The 15,372-nt window shown below is 67.9% G+C and carries 12 protein-coding genes; 5 read left to right on the top strand and 7 right to left on the bottom strand.

The annotated features are described in order from the left end of the window. Window positions 1-20: 20 nt before the first annotated feature. The 4 genes from rsmG (at window position 21) to ACFWSK_RS23505 (ending at window position 4,127) form a co-directional block, all read left to right on the top strand. Complete coding sequence (gene rsmG / locus ACFWSK_RS23520) at window positions 21-737, top strand: 16S rRNA (guanine(527)-N(7))-methyltransferase RsmG (protein WP_383789499.1); 717 nt, start codon at window positions 21-23, stop codon at window positions 735-737. Between the two features lie 304 nt (window positions 738-1,041). Continuing rightward, window positions 1,042-2,118 (top strand): ParA family protein, encoded by a 1,077-nt coding sequence (locus ACFWSK_RS23515; protein ID WP_383789685.1) that lies wholly within the window; start codon window positions 1,042-1,044, stop codon window positions 2,116-2,118. Further along, on the top strand, window positions 2,115-3,206 hold the full coding sequence (locus ACFWSK_RS23510) for a ParB/RepB/Spo0J family partition protein (RefSeq protein ID WP_383789496.1): 1,092 nt from the start codon (window positions 2,115-2,117) through the stop codon (window positions 3,204-3,206). The genes ACFWSK_RS23515 and ACFWSK_RS23510 overlap by 4 nt, the downstream gene beginning before the upstream one ends. 303 nt (window positions 3,207-3,509) lie before the next feature. Continuing rightward, window positions 3,510-4,127 (top strand): GNAT family N-acetyltransferase, encoded by a 618-nt coding sequence (locus ACFWSK_RS23505; protein ID WP_383789493.1) that lies wholly within the window; start codon window positions 3,510-3,512, stop codon window positions 4,125-4,127. A gap of 79 nt (window positions 4,128-4,206) precedes the next feature. Here the strand turns inward: ACFWSK_RS23505 and trxA are convergent, their stop codons facing one another. The 7 genes from trxA to ACFWSK_RS23470 form a co-directional block, all read right to left on the bottom strand. Next, window positions 4,207-4,539, bottom strand: a complete 333-nt coding sequence (gene trxA, locus ACFWSK_RS23500) for a thioredoxin (RefSeq protein WP_383789490.1) — start codon at window positions 4,537-4,539, stop codon at window positions 4,207-4,209. A gap of 46 nt (window positions 4,540-4,585) precedes the next feature. Beyond that, window positions 4,586-5,557: a thioredoxin-disulfide reductase gene (gene trxB, locus ACFWSK_RS23495; RefSeq protein WP_383789486.1), complete on the bottom strand. Its 972-nt coding sequence runs from the start codon at window positions 5,555-5,557 to the stop codon at window positions 4,586-4,588. A gap of 124 nt (window positions 5,558-5,681) precedes the next feature. Next, the gene (locus ACFWSK_RS23490) at window positions 5,682-6,626 is read right to left on the bottom strand and encodes a hypothetical protein (protein WP_383789483.1); all 945 of its coding nucleotides are present in this window, start codon (window positions 6,624-6,626) and stop codon (window positions 5,682-5,684) included. Beyond that, entirely contained in the window at window positions 6,623-7,327 is a 705-nt protein-coding gene (gene sigM / locus ACFWSK_RS23485; protein WP_383789480.1) for an RNA polymerase sigma factor SigM, read from the bottom strand. The genes ACFWSK_RS23490 and sigM overlap by 4 nt, the downstream gene beginning before the upstream one ends. A 25-nt stretch (window positions 7,328-7,352) precedes the next feature. Continuing rightward, complete coding sequence (locus ACFWSK_RS23480) at window positions 7,353-9,050, bottom strand: serine/threonine protein kinase (RefSeq protein WP_383789477.1); 1,698 nt, start codon at window positions 9,048-9,050, stop codon at window positions 7,353-7,355. Window positions 9,051-9,178: 128 nt separating this feature from the next. Then, entirely contained in the window at window positions 9,179-11,335 is a 2,157-nt protein-coding gene (murJ, locus tag ACFWSK_RS23475) for a murein biosynthesis integral membrane protein MurJ (RefSeq protein WP_383789474.1), read from the bottom strand. Between the two features lie 49 nt (window positions 11,336-11,384). Next, window positions 11,385-13,682 (bottom strand): DUF6049 family protein, encoded by a 2,298-nt coding sequence (locus ACFWSK_RS23470; RefSeq protein WP_383789470.1) that lies wholly within the window; start codon window positions 13,680-13,682, stop codon window positions 11,385-11,387. A 183-nt stretch (window positions 13,683-13,865) separates the two neighbouring features. On the opposite strand from ACFWSK_RS23470, the gene ACFWSK_RS23465 reads away from it, so the two are divergent. Then, window positions 13,866-15,308 (top strand): CCA tRNA nucleotidyltransferase, encoded by a 1,443-nt coding sequence (locus tag ACFWSK_RS23465; RefSeq protein ID WP_383789467.1) that lies wholly within the window; start codon window positions 13,866-13,868, stop codon window positions 15,306-15,308. Window positions 15,309-15,372 lie beyond the last annotated feature (64 nt).

Here is a 15,372-nt window from a genome sequence, read left to right as displayed (position 1 = left end):
GGTACGGAAGGACGGTCCCCGTGACGGAGGCAGCAGAGCTCCCCCAGGCACCTGAGGAGGCGCGGGCAGTATTCGGTGAGCTCTTCCCAGAGGCTGTCCGGTACGCGGAACTGCTTGCGGACGCGGGGGTCAAGCGAGGGCTGATCGGCCCCCGTGAAGTACCGCGGCTGTGGGAGCGGCACCTGCTGAACTGCGCGGTGCTCTCCGAGGTGGTTCCGGAGGGTGTCACGGTGTGCGACGTGGGCTCCGGGGCCGGTCTACCCGGCATCCCGCTGGCCCTGGTGCGGCCGGATCTGAAGATCACCCTGCTGGAGCCGTTGCTGCGACGGACCAATTTTCTCCAGGAGGTCGTCGAACTGCTGGGGCTTGATCATGTGACGGTCGTGAGAGGCAGGGCCGAAGAGGTTCTCGGCACGTTGCAGCCGGTGCACGTCGTGACAGCTCGTGCCGTCGCCCCGCTCGACCGGCTCGCGGGCTGGGGTGTGCCGTTGCTGCGCCCGTACGGGGAGATGCTGGCACTCAAGGGCGACACCGCCGAGGAGGAGATCAACGGGGCTCGTGCGGCGCTCAGCAAGCTCGGGGTGGTGGAGACCGAGGTGCTGCACGCCGGTGAGGGAGTGGTCGATCCGACGACCACGGTGGTGCGTGTGGTGGTCGGGGAGAGCCCTGGCGGTGTGAGGTTCGCCGCAAAGAAGGCCAAGGCGGCAAGGGTCAGCCGCACCCGCCGACGCCGCTGAAGCGCAGTCCGCGCTCGACTGTGACTGGCCGTTTCGGGCTGTTACGTACAGTTCATACCTTCTTTCAGTGATGCTCCATACAAGCAGCCATACGTACTCGCTGCGGAGTGTCGTAGAGGGCTGGCGGCGCTTCGCAGGCATCGTGTTTCACGTGAAACGTCGCTCTCTGCTGCAGGGAATCATCAGCCGCGGTCGTGCGGCTGCCGCGCCGCGCGACCGTAGGCTCGTACGGGCTGCCGAGTTGTCCACAGAAGTGGATTCATCCACAGAAGAGCGGGCCTCGCTGGTTCACGACCCCGAAAGCATGGCAGGCTCTGCTCATTGCGAGCCTGAAGTCGAGGAGAGTGAATCCTTGCGGTCCGACGCCAACATCGCGGGACCGATGACCGATCCGGTCCCCGGTCCCCGAACCGAGTCTGCGGGGGAGGGTGTTTCACGTGAAACACCGCCCCCGATGGACGACACACCCATCGGTCGTGCGGCCCAGCTGGCGGTTGAGGCCCTCGGCCGCGCCGGCGAGGGGCTGCCCCGCCCTGACCAGACGCGCGTCATGGTGGTGGCCAACCAGAAGGGCGGGGTGGGCAAGACGACCTCGACGGTCAATCTTGCCGCTTCCCTGGCACTTCACGGTGCTCGCGTCCTGGTGGTCGACCTCGACCCGCAGGGGAACGCCTCCACGGCTCTGGGGATCGACCATCACGCCGAAGTCCCCTCCATCTATGACGTCCTTGTCGACAGCAGGCCACTCTCCGAAGTGGTCCAGCCCGTCCCGGACATCGAAGGTCTTTTCTGTGCTCCTGCCACCATCGATCTCGCCGGTGCGGAGATCGAGCTGGTGTCACTGGTGGCACGGGAGAGCCGACTGCAGCGGGCGATCCAGGCGTACGAGCAGCCGCTCGACTACATCCTCATCGATTGCCCGCCCTCGCTCGGTCTGCTCACGGTCAACGCTCTCGTTGCCGGAGCCGAAGTTCTGATCCCGATCCAGTGCGAGTACTACGCGCTGGAGGGGCTGGGACAGTTGCTGAGGAACGTCGACCTGGTGCGAGGACATCTCAACCCGGATCTGCACGTGTCGACGATCCTGCTCACGATGTACGACGGCAGGACCCGGCTCGCGTCGCAGGTCGCGGAGGAGGTGCGCACCCACTTCGGCAAGGAAGTGCTGCGGACGAGCATTCCGCGGTCGGTGCGTATTTCCGAGGCGCCGAGTTATGGGCAGACGGTGCTGACGTACGACCCGGGGTCCAGCGGATCCTTGTCGTACCTCGAGGCGGCCCGCGAGATCGCCTTGAGGGGCGTCGGCTTGCACTACGAGGCCCAGCATGCCCGGACGGGCAGTCAGAACAGCCAGCAGAGCGTTTCGGAGGGCATCCAGTGAGTGAGCGTCGTAGAGGGCTGGGACGTGGGCTCGGTGCGCTGATCCCCGCCGCACCGCAGGAGCGACAGGTCGGGTCCCCCGGGGCCGGACCGGGGGCGACTCCGGTACTCACTGCCGAGCGTGGTGTGGCCGCGGCCAAGGTGACCACGCTGCCTGCTGCTCCGGTGGTGCCTGAACCCACTGTTCCTGTCTCGGGGCCGGAGGCGTCGGCCGAGACGAGGGATGCGGCCGGAGCGTACTTCGCCGAGGTTCTTCTGGGATCGATCACGCCCAACCCCCGGCAGCCGCGTGAGGTGTTCGACGAGGATGCTCTCGCCGAGCTGGTGACCTCGATCAAGGAGGTGGGTCTCCTCCAGCCCGTCGTGGTGCGCAAGGTGGCGGAGGACCGCTACGAGCTCATCATGGGTGAGCGGCGATGGAGGGCGTGCCGTGAGGCCGGCCTGGAGCGGATTCCCGCGATTGTGCGGGCGACCGATGACGAGAAGCTGCTTCTCGACGCGCTCCTGGAGAACCTGCACCGTGCGCAGCTGAACCCCCTGGAAGAGGCGGCGGCGTACGACCAGTTGCTGAGGGACTTCAAGTGCACGCACGACCAGCTCGCTGACCGGATCGGCCGGTCCCGTCCGCAGGTCTCCAACACGCTGCGTCTTCTGCGGCTCTCGCCGCCGGTGCAGCGCAGGGTCGCGGCGGGCGTGCTGTCGGCCGGTCACGCGCGAGCGCTTCTGTCCGTGGAGGACTCCGAGGAGCAGGACCGACTCGCCCACCGCATCGTCGCCGAGGGGCTCTCGGTGCGGGCGGTGGAGGAGATCGTGACTCTCCTGGGGTCCACTCCTACGAGTTCCGCGAAGCCGAAGGGGCCGCGGGCTGGGGGTCGGCTGTCGCCGGCTCTCAGCGACCTGGCCACCCGGCTCTCGGACCGCTTCGAGACCCGGGTGAAGGTCGATCTCGGTCAGAAGAAGGGAAAGATCGTCGTCGAGTTCGCCTCGATGGAGGATCTGGACCGCATTCTCGGGAGCCTCGCGCCGGGCGAGGGGCGCGTGCTGGACCGCGCACTCTCCGAAGGGCCCGCCGAGGGCGACGAGGACTGATCCCTCGTTCGAACCGAGGGCGGGCAGGGGTCCAGGTTATTGCCGGACCACTGCCCGCCCTTTGCTCTCTCCCGGTTTCCGTGGCACGTCTGGGTGGATACGATGCGTTCTGGTATGGCGCACCCACCTTGATGCCACCTCGGAGGAGGTCGCGGGTATGCGAACAATGAGCCGCAGTCGACTGGTGACAGTCGCCTTGGGCTTGGGGGCCGTCGGTGGGTTCTTCGGCAGCCTGTTTCGTGAACGGAGTGCGCTGACAGCCGCACGGGATGCGGCGGGCGAAGGAAGTGAGGAACCGCCTTCATGGGGCGTCGGCTCGTACCGCTCACCTTGGATAACCTTCCGGATCTCCCCGGACGCTGCCGCTCGTGTGTCTTCTGGGAGCTTGACCCGGTCAGTGGGGAAGCTGCGGTAAAGGCGGGCAGACCTGAGCTGGAGAAGGAAGCCTGGATCTCCGCGGTGCTGCTGGAGTGGGGTTCCTGCGGCCGAATCGTCTACGTGGACGACGTGCCGGCCGGCTTCGTCCTCTACGCACCGCCTGCCTATGTGCCGCGTGCGACGGCGTTTCCCACGAGCCCTGTGTCGCCCGACGCCGTGCAACTCATCACTGCTCTGATCCTGCCCGGTTATCAGGGGCAGGGGCTGGGACGGGTGTTGGTGCAGACGGTTGCCAAGGATCTGCTGCGGCGCGGGTTCAAGGCCATCGAGGCGTTCGGGGACGCACGGTGGAAGGAACCTGCCTGTGTGCTGCCGGCGGACCACCTGCTGGCGGTCGGATTCAAGACCGTGCGGCCGCATCCCAAGTACCCGCGTCTGCGACTGGAGCTGAGGACGACCCTGTCCTGGAAGGAAGACGTCGAGTTGGCCTTGGACAGGTTGCTGGGCGCGGTTCAGAAGGAGCCTGCGCTGCGGCCGCTCTGAGCAGTTCGGCGCAGATAGCGAAACGGGCCCACCCCCGAGGGGGTGGGCCCGTTTCACGTGAAACAGAGTGCGGTGCCTGCTACTCGCCGATGAAGGCTTCGAGGTCGCGGAGGATCGCGGCCTTCGGCTTGGCGCCGACGATGGTCTTGGCGACCTCGCCGCCCTGGTAGACGTTGAGCGTCGGGATGGACATCACGCCGTACTTGGCGGCGGTGGCCGGGTTCTCGTCGATGTTGAGCTTGACGATCTCGATCTGCTCCCCGTGCTCAGCCGCGATGGCCTCCAACGAGGGGGCGATCTGACGGCACGGACCGCACCAGGCGGCCCAGAAGTCCACGAGTACGGGCTTCTTGCTGTTGAGGACTACCTCGTCGAAGGTGTCGTCGGTCACGTTCTTCAGGTCGCCGGCCACGGCGGCCTCCTTAACTTCGCGGGGTGTGGGGTGGGGTTGCCGCGGGTCAGACCGCGGGGGTCTTCTCCGGTTCGGCGAGCTTCTCGTCGGCGAGCGCGGCAAGGAAGCGTTCGGCATCGAGTGCCGCGGAGCATCCGGTGCCGGCCGCGGTGATGGCCTGGCGGTAGGTGTGGTCGACGACGTCTCCGGCGCCGAATACACCCGACAGGTTGGTGCGCGTCGAAGGCGCCTCGACCTGGAGGTAGCCCTCGTCGTCCAGGTTGAGCTGGCCCTTGAAGAGCTCGGTGCGCGGGTCGTGGCCGACAGCGATGAACAGGCCCGTGACCGCGAGTTCGGAGGTCTCGCCCGTCTTGGTGTTGCGCAGCGTCAGACCGGAAAGCTTCTGCTCGCCCTGGACCGCGGCGACCTCGCTGTCCCAGGCGAACTTGATCTTCGGGTCGGCGAAGGCCCGCTCCTGCATGGCCTTGGAGGCACGCAGCGAGTCACGGCGGTGGACGATCGTGACGGACTTTGCGAAGCGGGAGAGGAAGGTTGCTTCCTCCATCGCCGTGTCGCCGCCGCCCACCACGGCGATGTCCTGGTCCTTGAAGAAGAACCCGTCACAGGTCGCGCACCAGGAGACACCTCGTCCGGAGAGGGCGTCCTCGTTGGGCAGGCCGAGCTTGCGGTGCTGGGAACCGGTGGTGACGATCACGGCCTTGGCCCGGTGGACCGTGCCCGCCGTGTCGGTGACGGTCTTGATGTCACCGGTCAGGTCGACGGAGACCACGTCGTCGGGGATGAGCTCCGCCCCGAAGCGCTCGGCCTGGGCGCGCATGTTGTCCATGAGCTCGGGGCCCATGATGCCGTCCTGGAAGCCAGGGAAGTTCTCCACGTCGGTGGTGTTCATCAGAGCACCACCGGCGGTGACGGCGCCCTCGAACACCAGCGGCTTCAGCGACGCACGAGCCGTGTACAGGGCGGCGGTGTAACCGGCCGGCCCGGAACCGATGATGATCACATTACGGACGTCGCTCACTGGTGTCTTCCTCGTCTCTGCAGACTGCCTACTGCCTACTGGGGCCGGTTCAACGACTCTCACCCCACCCAACGGATCCTACGGGCCGTGCATTCCCGACGTGCCGCGGCAGTCGGCGCAGAGTTCAGGAGCGGGCGTAGGAGTCAGTGAGGAGCAGCGTTCCCTTTGCCGCGGGGGTGGCGTCCACGCAGGCCGCATCGACGACGTAGGCCTGCACGCGTGAGGCGTCCGTGGTGTGGGGCAGGACGACGAGGTAGGCGTCGCTTCCCTGGTACACGCCCTGTTCCACGGCCAGGGGCGGGGTGTTGCGGCCGGTGCCCTGCTGAACGCAGGACGGGACGGCCACCACGGGTGTGCGCAGGGGGCTCGTGGGCGCCGAGGGGTCCGCTGACGAAACCTCGGGGGTCAACTGGGAGTCCGAGGTCGGTTCCCTCTTCTCACCGCCCGGAACCTGCGACGTCGTGGCGCTGCTGAGCAGGGCGTCGACGCGAGCCCCCAATGTGCCTTCCGAGAAGGTGCGGGCACCGTCCTCGGCCGCACTGGCGCTGCTGTCCGCCATCTTCGAGGCCGAATCCGAGTTCTGAGAGGGCTGAACGGCTTGCAACAGGAAGACGCTCACGCCGATAACCGCTGCGCCGAACGCTGCACCGAGCACGGCCGTGCGGCGCCGCCGACGGGCGGGACGGCGGCTGGGCCCGGTCGCGCCTCGTGGGTGGCCTGCCGGGCGGCCGGAGGGGCTGGGCTTGGCGCCGGCCGGTTCGTCGGCAGCGGGTTCTGTTTCACGTGAAACAGAGGCTTCCTCAGCGGGCGCGGTGGCGTTCAGAAGTGCTTCGGCGGCGAGCGCGGCATCGATGCGTCCGGCGACGTCGTCGGGCATCCGCGGGGAGCCGGGAAGGGTTCCGAGAAGGCTGCGGATCTCTTCCAGGGAGCTCTGGACATCGTCGCAGAGCTCACATCCGTCGATGTGCTGACGGACATCCGCCGTGCGGGAGGCGGAGAGGAGTCCCTCAGTGAGGTCCGAGATCTCCGAGACGTCCGGGTGCTGATTCATATCGGCCGTGGAAGTCACGAGCGCCCACCTCCTCCCTTCGCAGCAGCAGGGTCGCTTGCCCCTGCATCTCTAGGTCCCGACGCCGGTGGGACGGATGTCCCCTGCGTGCGGTTCCTTCCCACGGTGAGGTCGCCGCTATCCCTGCCATCACCGCGCAGATGAGTGAGCATGGGGACCAGTCTCGCGCGCCCCCGTGCGCAGCGGCTCTTCACGGTGCCGGTCGGGACGTCGAGAATGCGGGCGGCCTCCGCGACCGGGTAGCCCTGCATGTCTACCAGGACGAGCGCGGCGCGTTGCTCGGCCGGCAGTGTAGCCAGGGCGGCCAGGAGTTCGCGGTGCAGATCCTGGCGTTCGGCGGGTGCCTCGGCGGATTCATGGGGTTCCAGGAGCTGATCGAGCCGCTCGGCGTCGTCCACCGGGGATGTCTTCCGCGAGGCGGCCTTGCGCGCCCGATCGAGGCAGGCATTGACCGTGATGCGGTGCAGCCATGTGGTGACGGCGGACTGGCCTCGGAAGGTGTGGGCGGCGCGGAAGGCGGATATCAGGGCGTCCTGGACCGCGTCCGCAGCTTCCTCACGGTCGCCGAGCGTGCGCAGGGCCACGGCCCAGAGCCGGTCACGGTGTCGCCGTACGAGCTCGCCGAAGGCGTCCTGTTCGCCTGCGACGTGCTGGGCCAGGAGATCCTGGTCGTTCGTGTCGGCGAATCTGGCGTTGTCCAACGGTGAGCCCCCTCCCCTGGTGCCGTCAGCTGGTGATCTTGATATCCGAGATCTTGCCGCGGAATCTTCCGTCGTCGCTCAGCGGCAAATTGGTCAGCCAGACCAGAACGTACCGTGCCTTTACCGGTTCGTCGGGCTTGAGTGACACCTTCGTACCTGATCCGTCGGCGACCTTGGTGAAACCACCGGGAAGTGCCGGCGCGGACGCGCTTTCCGTCGTCCGGAGTTCGACCGACGTGGTGCCTCCGAGCAAGGAGACGTCCACGGTCCCGACCTGCTGGACCTTGCCCAGGTCGAGAACGACTCCGACACCTTCCTTCAGTCTGCCGAAGTCGGCGCTGTAGTAGCCGTCCGTGTGCCAGAAGGTGCTGGCATCGCCGTCGTGCACGTTCCTTATCGCAGCGGGCTTCTCGGAACCGTCCGCACCGAGCGGGTCGTAGTCCCGGGCCCCGGCGATGGATACGGGCTTGCCGGCTTCGCTCGCCTTGTTCTTCTTGTCGTCGTCCGGGGGCGTCTGGGTGGTTCCCGGGTCCACGGGGTCCTTGCTCCGGTCGAGGACGGTCTCGGCAAGCTGCCAGCTGCCCAGACCCAGCGCCGCGATCAGAAGGGCGGACACGGCCCACTTCAGGGCCTTGCCGGTGCGGCTCTGCAGCGGGGGCGGCGGAGCCATGACGGGCTGTGTCGCCTGGCTCGGACGGGACGAGGGGCGCCCGTAGGTGCCCTGCTGGTAGGTCGTGCGCTGGTACTCGGGCGGTGCGGTGAACGTCGGTTCCGGCGGCGTGATGCGCGGCATGGCGGCGACGGCCTTGGCCAGCTCGTCCGGCGTGGTGCAGGGCTGTTCCTGCCGGGAGGCGGTCGCGCCGTCGTTGGCGAGCGCCCGCATGGCGATCTCCGAGAGCCCGCGGTGGACGCCGGCCCGCACCTGGTCGGGGGCGATCAGCCCGACGCCCTTGGGCAGCCCCGAAAGGCCGTAGGCGTCGTTCTCGTAGGGCCAGCGGTGGGTGAGAGCGGCGTAGAGCAGCGCCCCGATGGCTTCGGTGTCGGTACGCAGGGGGCGTTCCGCGGTGATGCCGCGCAGGGCGGCGTTCACGGCGAGGCCGCGAATCCGGTACTGCCCGGTCGAACTGCGCAGCACGGCTCCGGGAGTGAGCCTCAGATGTGCGAGGCCCTCACGATGAGCGGCCGCCATCGCCTGTGAGATCTGGCTGACGAGCTGGTAGGCGTCGTGGGCCTCCAGGGGGCCCGTCGCCAGCAGAGCGGTGAGCTCGGTGGCATCCGGAAGCCATTCGTGGACGACGTAGACGAGGTCGTCCTCCTCGACGGCGTCCAGGACCTGTACGAAGCGCGGGTCCCCGAGCAGAGCGGAGGACCGGGCGGCGGCCAGCACGGAGCGGGCGCGCGGGTGATCTGCGGGGAGGAGATGCACTCCCACCGCACGGCGCAGCTTCTCGTCGACAGCACGCCAGCTGCTGAATCCGTCCAGACGGGTGACGCACTCTTCGAGGCGATAGCGTCCGGCGAGTTTGTGGCCACTGTGCACATCGGGCGCCGGGGGAATGGCACGTGAGGCATCTCGCCCACCATCCGCATTCTTGGGGCTCGCGCCTGCTGTGTCCTGGGGTTCCGCGGTCCCGTCGGTCGTGGCCTCGTCCGCCTTGGCGGTCAGCGGCTCGTCGCCGCTGTTGTCGGCCACGTCGACGGCAGCCGTGCTACGTTCCGCCACCGTCGTTCCTGCCTCCCCATCCGTTGAGCGATGCCAGCCGGCTCTGCACAGTCAGGCCAATTGTGCCCACACTCCGGCGCTATGCACGACACGCGGTGTCGGGCGAAGGTTGTGCGGCCGGGTCCCCTTTACCGTCCGAGCCGCCCCCGGACCATGCCGACCATGCCGTTGAGCTCTTCGATGCGCATCTTCTTCGCCGCCAGGAAGAAGATGCCCAGCAGCACGATGCCACCGCACACCAGAGCGGCGAGCGAGCCGAGGGCGCCCTCGCCGAGAACTGTCAGTAGGGCGAATCCGACGCCGCCACCGACGACGGCCGCAGGCACCGCCGCCAGGCAGAGGCGGGCGTAGGTGCGCACGATGTGGGCGCCGTCCAGGTCGCCGCCCAGCCGGTTGCGCAGCCGGCGCCAGGCGATCCCGACGCCGACCGCGTAGGCCAGCCCGTACGAGGCCGCCATGCCGACGACTGCCCACTGGGCCGGAAGGACCACGTAGCAGAGGGCGGAGGCGGCTGCGTTGACCACAGCGACGATGACGGTGTTGTAGAAAGGGGTGCGGGTGTCCTCGTACGCGTAGAAGCCGCGCAGTACGACGTACTGCACGGAGTACGGGATGAGGCCGAGCCCGAACGCCATCAGGATGAAGCCCATGGACCGGGCGGCCTCGGTGCCGCTGGAGGCGTACAGCAGGGTGCACATGGGCAGGCCGAGCGCCAGGAAGGTGAAGGCGACCGGCACGATGGCCACGGCCGAGTTGCGCAGCCCCTGCGAGATGTCGTCGCGGACCGCACCGGGGTCGTTGTCATGGGCGGCCCGGGAGATGCGGGGGAGCAGAGCGGCCATGACCGAGACGGTGATGATGGCCTGCGGCATGCCCCAGATCAGCTGGGCGTTCGAGTAGGCGAGGAAGCCGGTGCCGTCCGTGCCGGAGGATTCGCCCGCCGAGGTCGCCAGCTGGGTGACGACCAGCACACCGGCCTGGTTGGCCAGGACGAACAGGACGGTCCACTTGGCCAGCCTGATCGTCTTTCCGAGCCCGTGGCCCTTCCAGTCGAAGCGGGGGCGGAAGCGGAAGCCCGCCTCCCGCAGGTACGGGATCATGGCGAGCGCCTGGACGGTCAGGCCGAGCAGGGTGCCGATGCCCAGGAGCCGGATGCCATCCTCCGGGATCGTCTCGACACCCATCTGGGACTCGCCCGAGGTGCCGTAGACCCAGATGAACAGACCGAACGTGAAGATCATGACGACGTTGTTGAGGACCGGGGTCCACATCATCGCGCCGAACTTCCCGCGGGCGTTCAGGATCTGGCCCATCACGACATGGACACCCATGAAGAAGATGGTGGGCAGGCAGTACCTGGCGAAGGTGACAGCCACGCTGTTGGCGTCGGGCCTCGTCGCGATCGTCTGCGACATCATGCCGATCAGCCAGGGTGCGGCGAACACCGCGAGCACGACGATCACACCGAGGGCGACCATCACGAGGGTCAGCAGACGATTCGCGAACGCCTCGCCGCCGTCCTCGTCCTCCTTCATGGACCGGACGAGCTGCGGGACGAACACCGAGTTCAGTCCGCCGCCCACGGTGAGGATGTAGATCATCGTGGGCAGGGTGTACGCGATGGTGAAGGCGTCACCGAGCAGGGCCGCACCCAGCGCGGCGGTGATCACCAGGCTGCGTACGAAACCGGTCAGCCGGGACACCAGGGTGCCGGCCGCCATGAGTGCACTGGACTTCAGCAGGCTGGAGGCCCGGCCGCCGGACTTGGGCGGGACGGGAGCAGGGGCCGGTGCGGGCTCCGGCTGACCCGGGGGCTTTGCCGAGCCCTCCTGGTCACGGAAGAGATGGGCGAAGGCGTCCGGCTCCTCGCGGTCGTCCGTTGCGCGGGTGACCAGGTCGTCCACTCCGACGAACTGGGTGGTCGCCGCGTTGTCACCGTACGGGAGGTGCCGGGAGGGACCCGAGGGCTCCGGGGCGGGCGTCTGGGCCCACAGCCGGGGATCGGGGGCGTACGGGGCCGCCGGAGGCTGCTGGTAGAGGGGCTGGGGTTCCTGGAACGAGCCCGGGGGCGGCGGTGGGTGCGAGGCGCGGTCGTAGAGCGCCTCGGTCACCGGGTCCTGGGCCGCGAGGTCCTGAGCCTGGTAGGGATCATGGTCGTAGGCGTGCTGGAGATACGGATCCGGAGGTGTCGGGCTCTCGTAGCCGCCCGGAGGGACCGCTGGCCCACCGGGAGCCCCACCTCCGCCCGCGCCCTGGCCGCGGTCACCGTCGTACGGCGCGTTCATCGAAACCCCACCTCATCGTTTCCGGCCGACCGGCCACGACAGACATCGCTCAACGGTCCACTTTCTCACCCGTGCCCGACGGGTCCCCGCTTTCCGGACCAGTGTCCGGCGTCGGGTCACTCGGCTGCTCGGGTTCGCCGCCGTTGTCCTCCGTGGTGTCGCTTGCGATGGTGCGCTTGCGGTGTGTGTACATCCTGATGCCCGCGAGGACCAGCAGCAGCAGTCCGCCGGCGATGACGAGAAGCACAGTCGGTGTGACTTCGGAGACCTTCACCGTGAAGGTCATCTCTTCGCCGTACGGTGTGCCGTCTTCGGTGAACAGCCTTGCTGTGACCTGCACTTGCCCGTTGACGTTGGCCGCGGCGTCGAATTTCACGGACTGGCTGTGGCCGCCCGCGATCCTTACGGGCTGCTCCGCCACCGGGCCGTCGTCGTTGAGCTTCAGCCGGGTCGCGTTCTCCGACGTCAGCCTGAGCACGAGGTTGTCGACGCCCTGCACCAGCTTGTTCTGGACCGTGACGGGAATCGTCGCGCTCCGGCCGGACAGCGTGACGTCCGACTTGGCGATGAGCTGGACCTCGCTGGTGAGACTACGCAGATAGGTGCGTACCGCGTCACGGTACCTCTGTGCCTCCAGCGGCCTGCCGCGCCATGACGTCGACATGGAGCGGTTGATCGCGTTGCCGAACGGGGTCACGACCCGGTCGGGGTGGGTGAGGATGACCTGGAAGCTGTTGAGCGAGTCCTTGGTCGTCCTGATGTCCTGGAACGCCTGGGTGGGGATCTCCTGGCCGCGCAGCTTCTTCGGGTACTGGGAGGACCGCGGCACCTTGGTCGTCGCCCCCGCGTCGGGCTTCTCCTCGGCCGCAGCGGTCAGGTCCAGAGGCTGCGTCCAGCGCTCGTCGATGAGCGCGTGCAGGGCGTCGGCCATCGTCTGTGCCTGGGACGCACTGGGGGTCCGCTGGGGAGCGACGACGATGCTGCGCTGCTTCTCGGGGTCCTGCTCCGTGATCGCCAGCGTCTGCGCCAGGAACTTCTGGACGGCGAGCGTGGAATCCCCGGCATGCGACATGTCGCCCCTGAACGCCGTCGAGAGCCGGTAGTCCGCGACGACGGCAGTGGTACCGCCACCGATCGGCCGGGCCGCGGTCGGCGTGTAGGGAAGGCTGCCGGTTTCCGCGAGGCTGTCGCTGCGGGCGATCACGTTGTGCGCGCCGGCCGAGGTGGCGACATCGACGATGGACGGATCGACCGCTCCCTCCACCGGCCATGCGAAGTCGGTGGAGGGAGTCACGTGAAGGATCGTCTCCACCGTCATGTCCGCCACCTCGGTGGCGGTCTGCAGATGGCTGAGGGTGCCCGAGACGCTCTTGCCGCGGTGGGCGATCGATGCCAGGTCGGGGTCGGCGAACGGGAGAGCGATCACCTTGCCGTCCTGCACCGCCGTCCCCAGCGCTGTCAGCCACTGCTTGGCGACGTCCTGGTCCTCCCCCGCGACGGTGGTGTCCCCGACCTTGATCCGGTAGTTCTTGGTCATCGCGTCGACCGTGGCGAGCAGATCCGGGTCGATGACCCAGGTCACAGGGAGAGAACGCCCCAGGGAGACCAGCTGTTCGAGCCGGCCCCCCGGGGCGAGCTCGGCCGCGAGGTCGTCGTTGGCGAAGACGGGGGTCTGCTGTTCGTCCGAGCCCGTCTCGGCGCTGACGTGGGCAGAGGAGATGAGCGGCCAGAGGTAGGTCAGCTTGGTCTTGCCGTTGCTTTCCTTGGGCTGCCAGGGAAGAAAGGTGCGCTGGAGACCCAGCACCCGGTCGTACGGTGCACGGGCAGTCCGGCCCGAGAGCGAGACGCCGAGCTGGTAGACGCCCGCGTCGTCCAGCGGCAGCTTGCTGACGGGCACGGAGAGCTCGAAGTCCTGACTGAGCCCGGGCCGCAGGTTCGCGGTCTTGACCGTGTACTTGCCGCCGAGCGGGGCCGGATCGACCCCGGGCACGTAGCCGGTGCGCTTTGCGGCATTGTCGATCGCCGTCCTGCCGGACAGCTTCGGGCCCACCCGCAGATCGACATTGGCGCGGCTGATCGTCTCCCGGCCGTTGTTCGTCAGCGTGCCGGAGACGGTGAGGGTGTCCCCCTTCACCGGTGCACTGGGGCTCAGTGTGTCGAGCGACACTGCGACGGTGCTGGAGCCGGTGGGAGCCTTTGCCGTTCCAGCGGCCTGCGCTGCGGGCGCTGTGGGACCGCCGAGGAGGCCGGCCAGCAACGGTGCTCCGAGGAGCAAGGAGGCTGTGCGCCGCAACCACCGGCGGGCAGGAGCGGGACTCATCCCCTGAAAGTCTGCCGCCTCGGCCACGCGCCTACCCGTCCCTCGTCGTCGTCAACTGCTGTCGATCGTTGTCGGTCCCTGCGTCCCCGCATGGTAACGATGTGCGCCGGAGCTAAGTGCTGGGGACTGCGCCACATGATCGGGAGAGTCTCGCAGGGTCACAAGAAACGATGACGCCCGGGCCGGTCGGTGCACGTACCCTTTTCTGTTGTGCCGAACGCCAAGGAAGACAACGCCAGTGCACTGAGCCAAGTGCAGCACCGCGCAGTGAGCGAACTGCTGCGAGTGTCCCCGGTCGCCGACGACCTCGCCCGCCGATTCCAGGAGGCCGGGTTCAGTCTCGCTCTGGTCGGTGGCTCGGTTCGCGACGCGCTGCTCGGCAGGCTCGGGAACGACCTGGACTTCACGACCGACGCCCGTCCCGAGGACGTGCTCAAGCTCGTCCGACCGTGGGCGGACTCGGTGTGGGAGGTCGGAATCGCCTTCGGCACTGTCGGGTGCCAGAAGGACGGATACCAGGTCGAGGTCACGACATATCGGTCGGAGGCGTACGACAGGTCCTCACGGAAGCCCGAGGTTTCCTACGGCGACTCCATCGAGGAAGACCTCGTACGTCGGGACTTCACGGTCAACGCGATGGCCGTCGCGCTGCCGCAGAAGGAGTTCGTCGACCCGCACGACGGCTTGAAGGACCTCGCGGAGCGCGTCCTGCGCACCCCTGGCACGCCGGAGGAGTCCTTCTCCGACGACCCGCTGCGCATGCTCCGTGCGGCGCGCTTCGCGGCACAGCTGGACTTCGAGGTAGCCCCCGAAGTGGTCGCGGCGATGACGGACATGGCTGGGCGCATCGAGATCGTCTCGGCCGAGCGGGTCCGCGAAGAGCTCAACAAGCTGCTTCTCTCCGCACACCCGCGCAAGGGGCTGGGGCTTCTGGTCGACACCGGCCTGGCGGCCCACGTGATGCCGGAGCTTCCCGCACTGCGTCTGGAGAGTGACGAGCATCACCGTCACAAGGACGTCTACGAGCATTCGCTGACCGTCCTCGAGCAGGCCATCGACCTCGAAGAGGACGGGCCCGACCTCGTGCTGAGGCTTGCCGCCCTGCTGCACGACATCGGCAAGCCGAGGACTCGTCGCTTCGAGAAGGACGGCCGCGTCTCCTTCCATCACCACGAAGTGGTGGGCGCGAAGATGACCAGGAAGCGGATGACCGACCTCAAGTACTCCAATGACATGGTCAAGGACGTATCGAAGCTCGTCGAGCTGCATCTGCGCTTCCACGGCTACGGCGACGGGGAATGGACCGACTCCGCGGTTCGCAGGTACGTGCGCGACGCGGGCCCGCTCCTGGAGCGCCTGCACAAGCTGACCCGCTCGGACTGCACGACGCGGAACAAGCGCAAGGCGAACGCCCTCTCGCGGACGTATGACGGCCTTGAGGAGCGCATTGCCCAGTTGCAGGAGCAGGAGGAGCTTGATTCGATCCGGCCCGACCTGGACGGCAACGAGATCATGGAGATCCTGGGCGTCGGTCCGGGGCCGGTGATCGGCAAGGCGTACGGGTTCCTGCTGGAGCTGCGACTGGAGAACGGGCCGATGGAGCGCGGTACGGCCATCGCCGCGCTCAAGGAGTGGTGGGCGAAGCAGAGCTGAGGTCCCCTCCCGCCATTTTAACCTGGAAAAATTACGCCGCGCCCACCGCACGGGGGGCGTGTTG

It is taken from the genome of Streptomyces sp. NPDC058620 (assembly GCF_042717135.1).
Lineage (GTDB): Bacteria > Actinomycetota > Actinomycetes > Streptomycetales > Streptomycetaceae > Streptomyces.
This window is presented reverse-complemented; position numbering and strand designations above follow the sequence as displayed.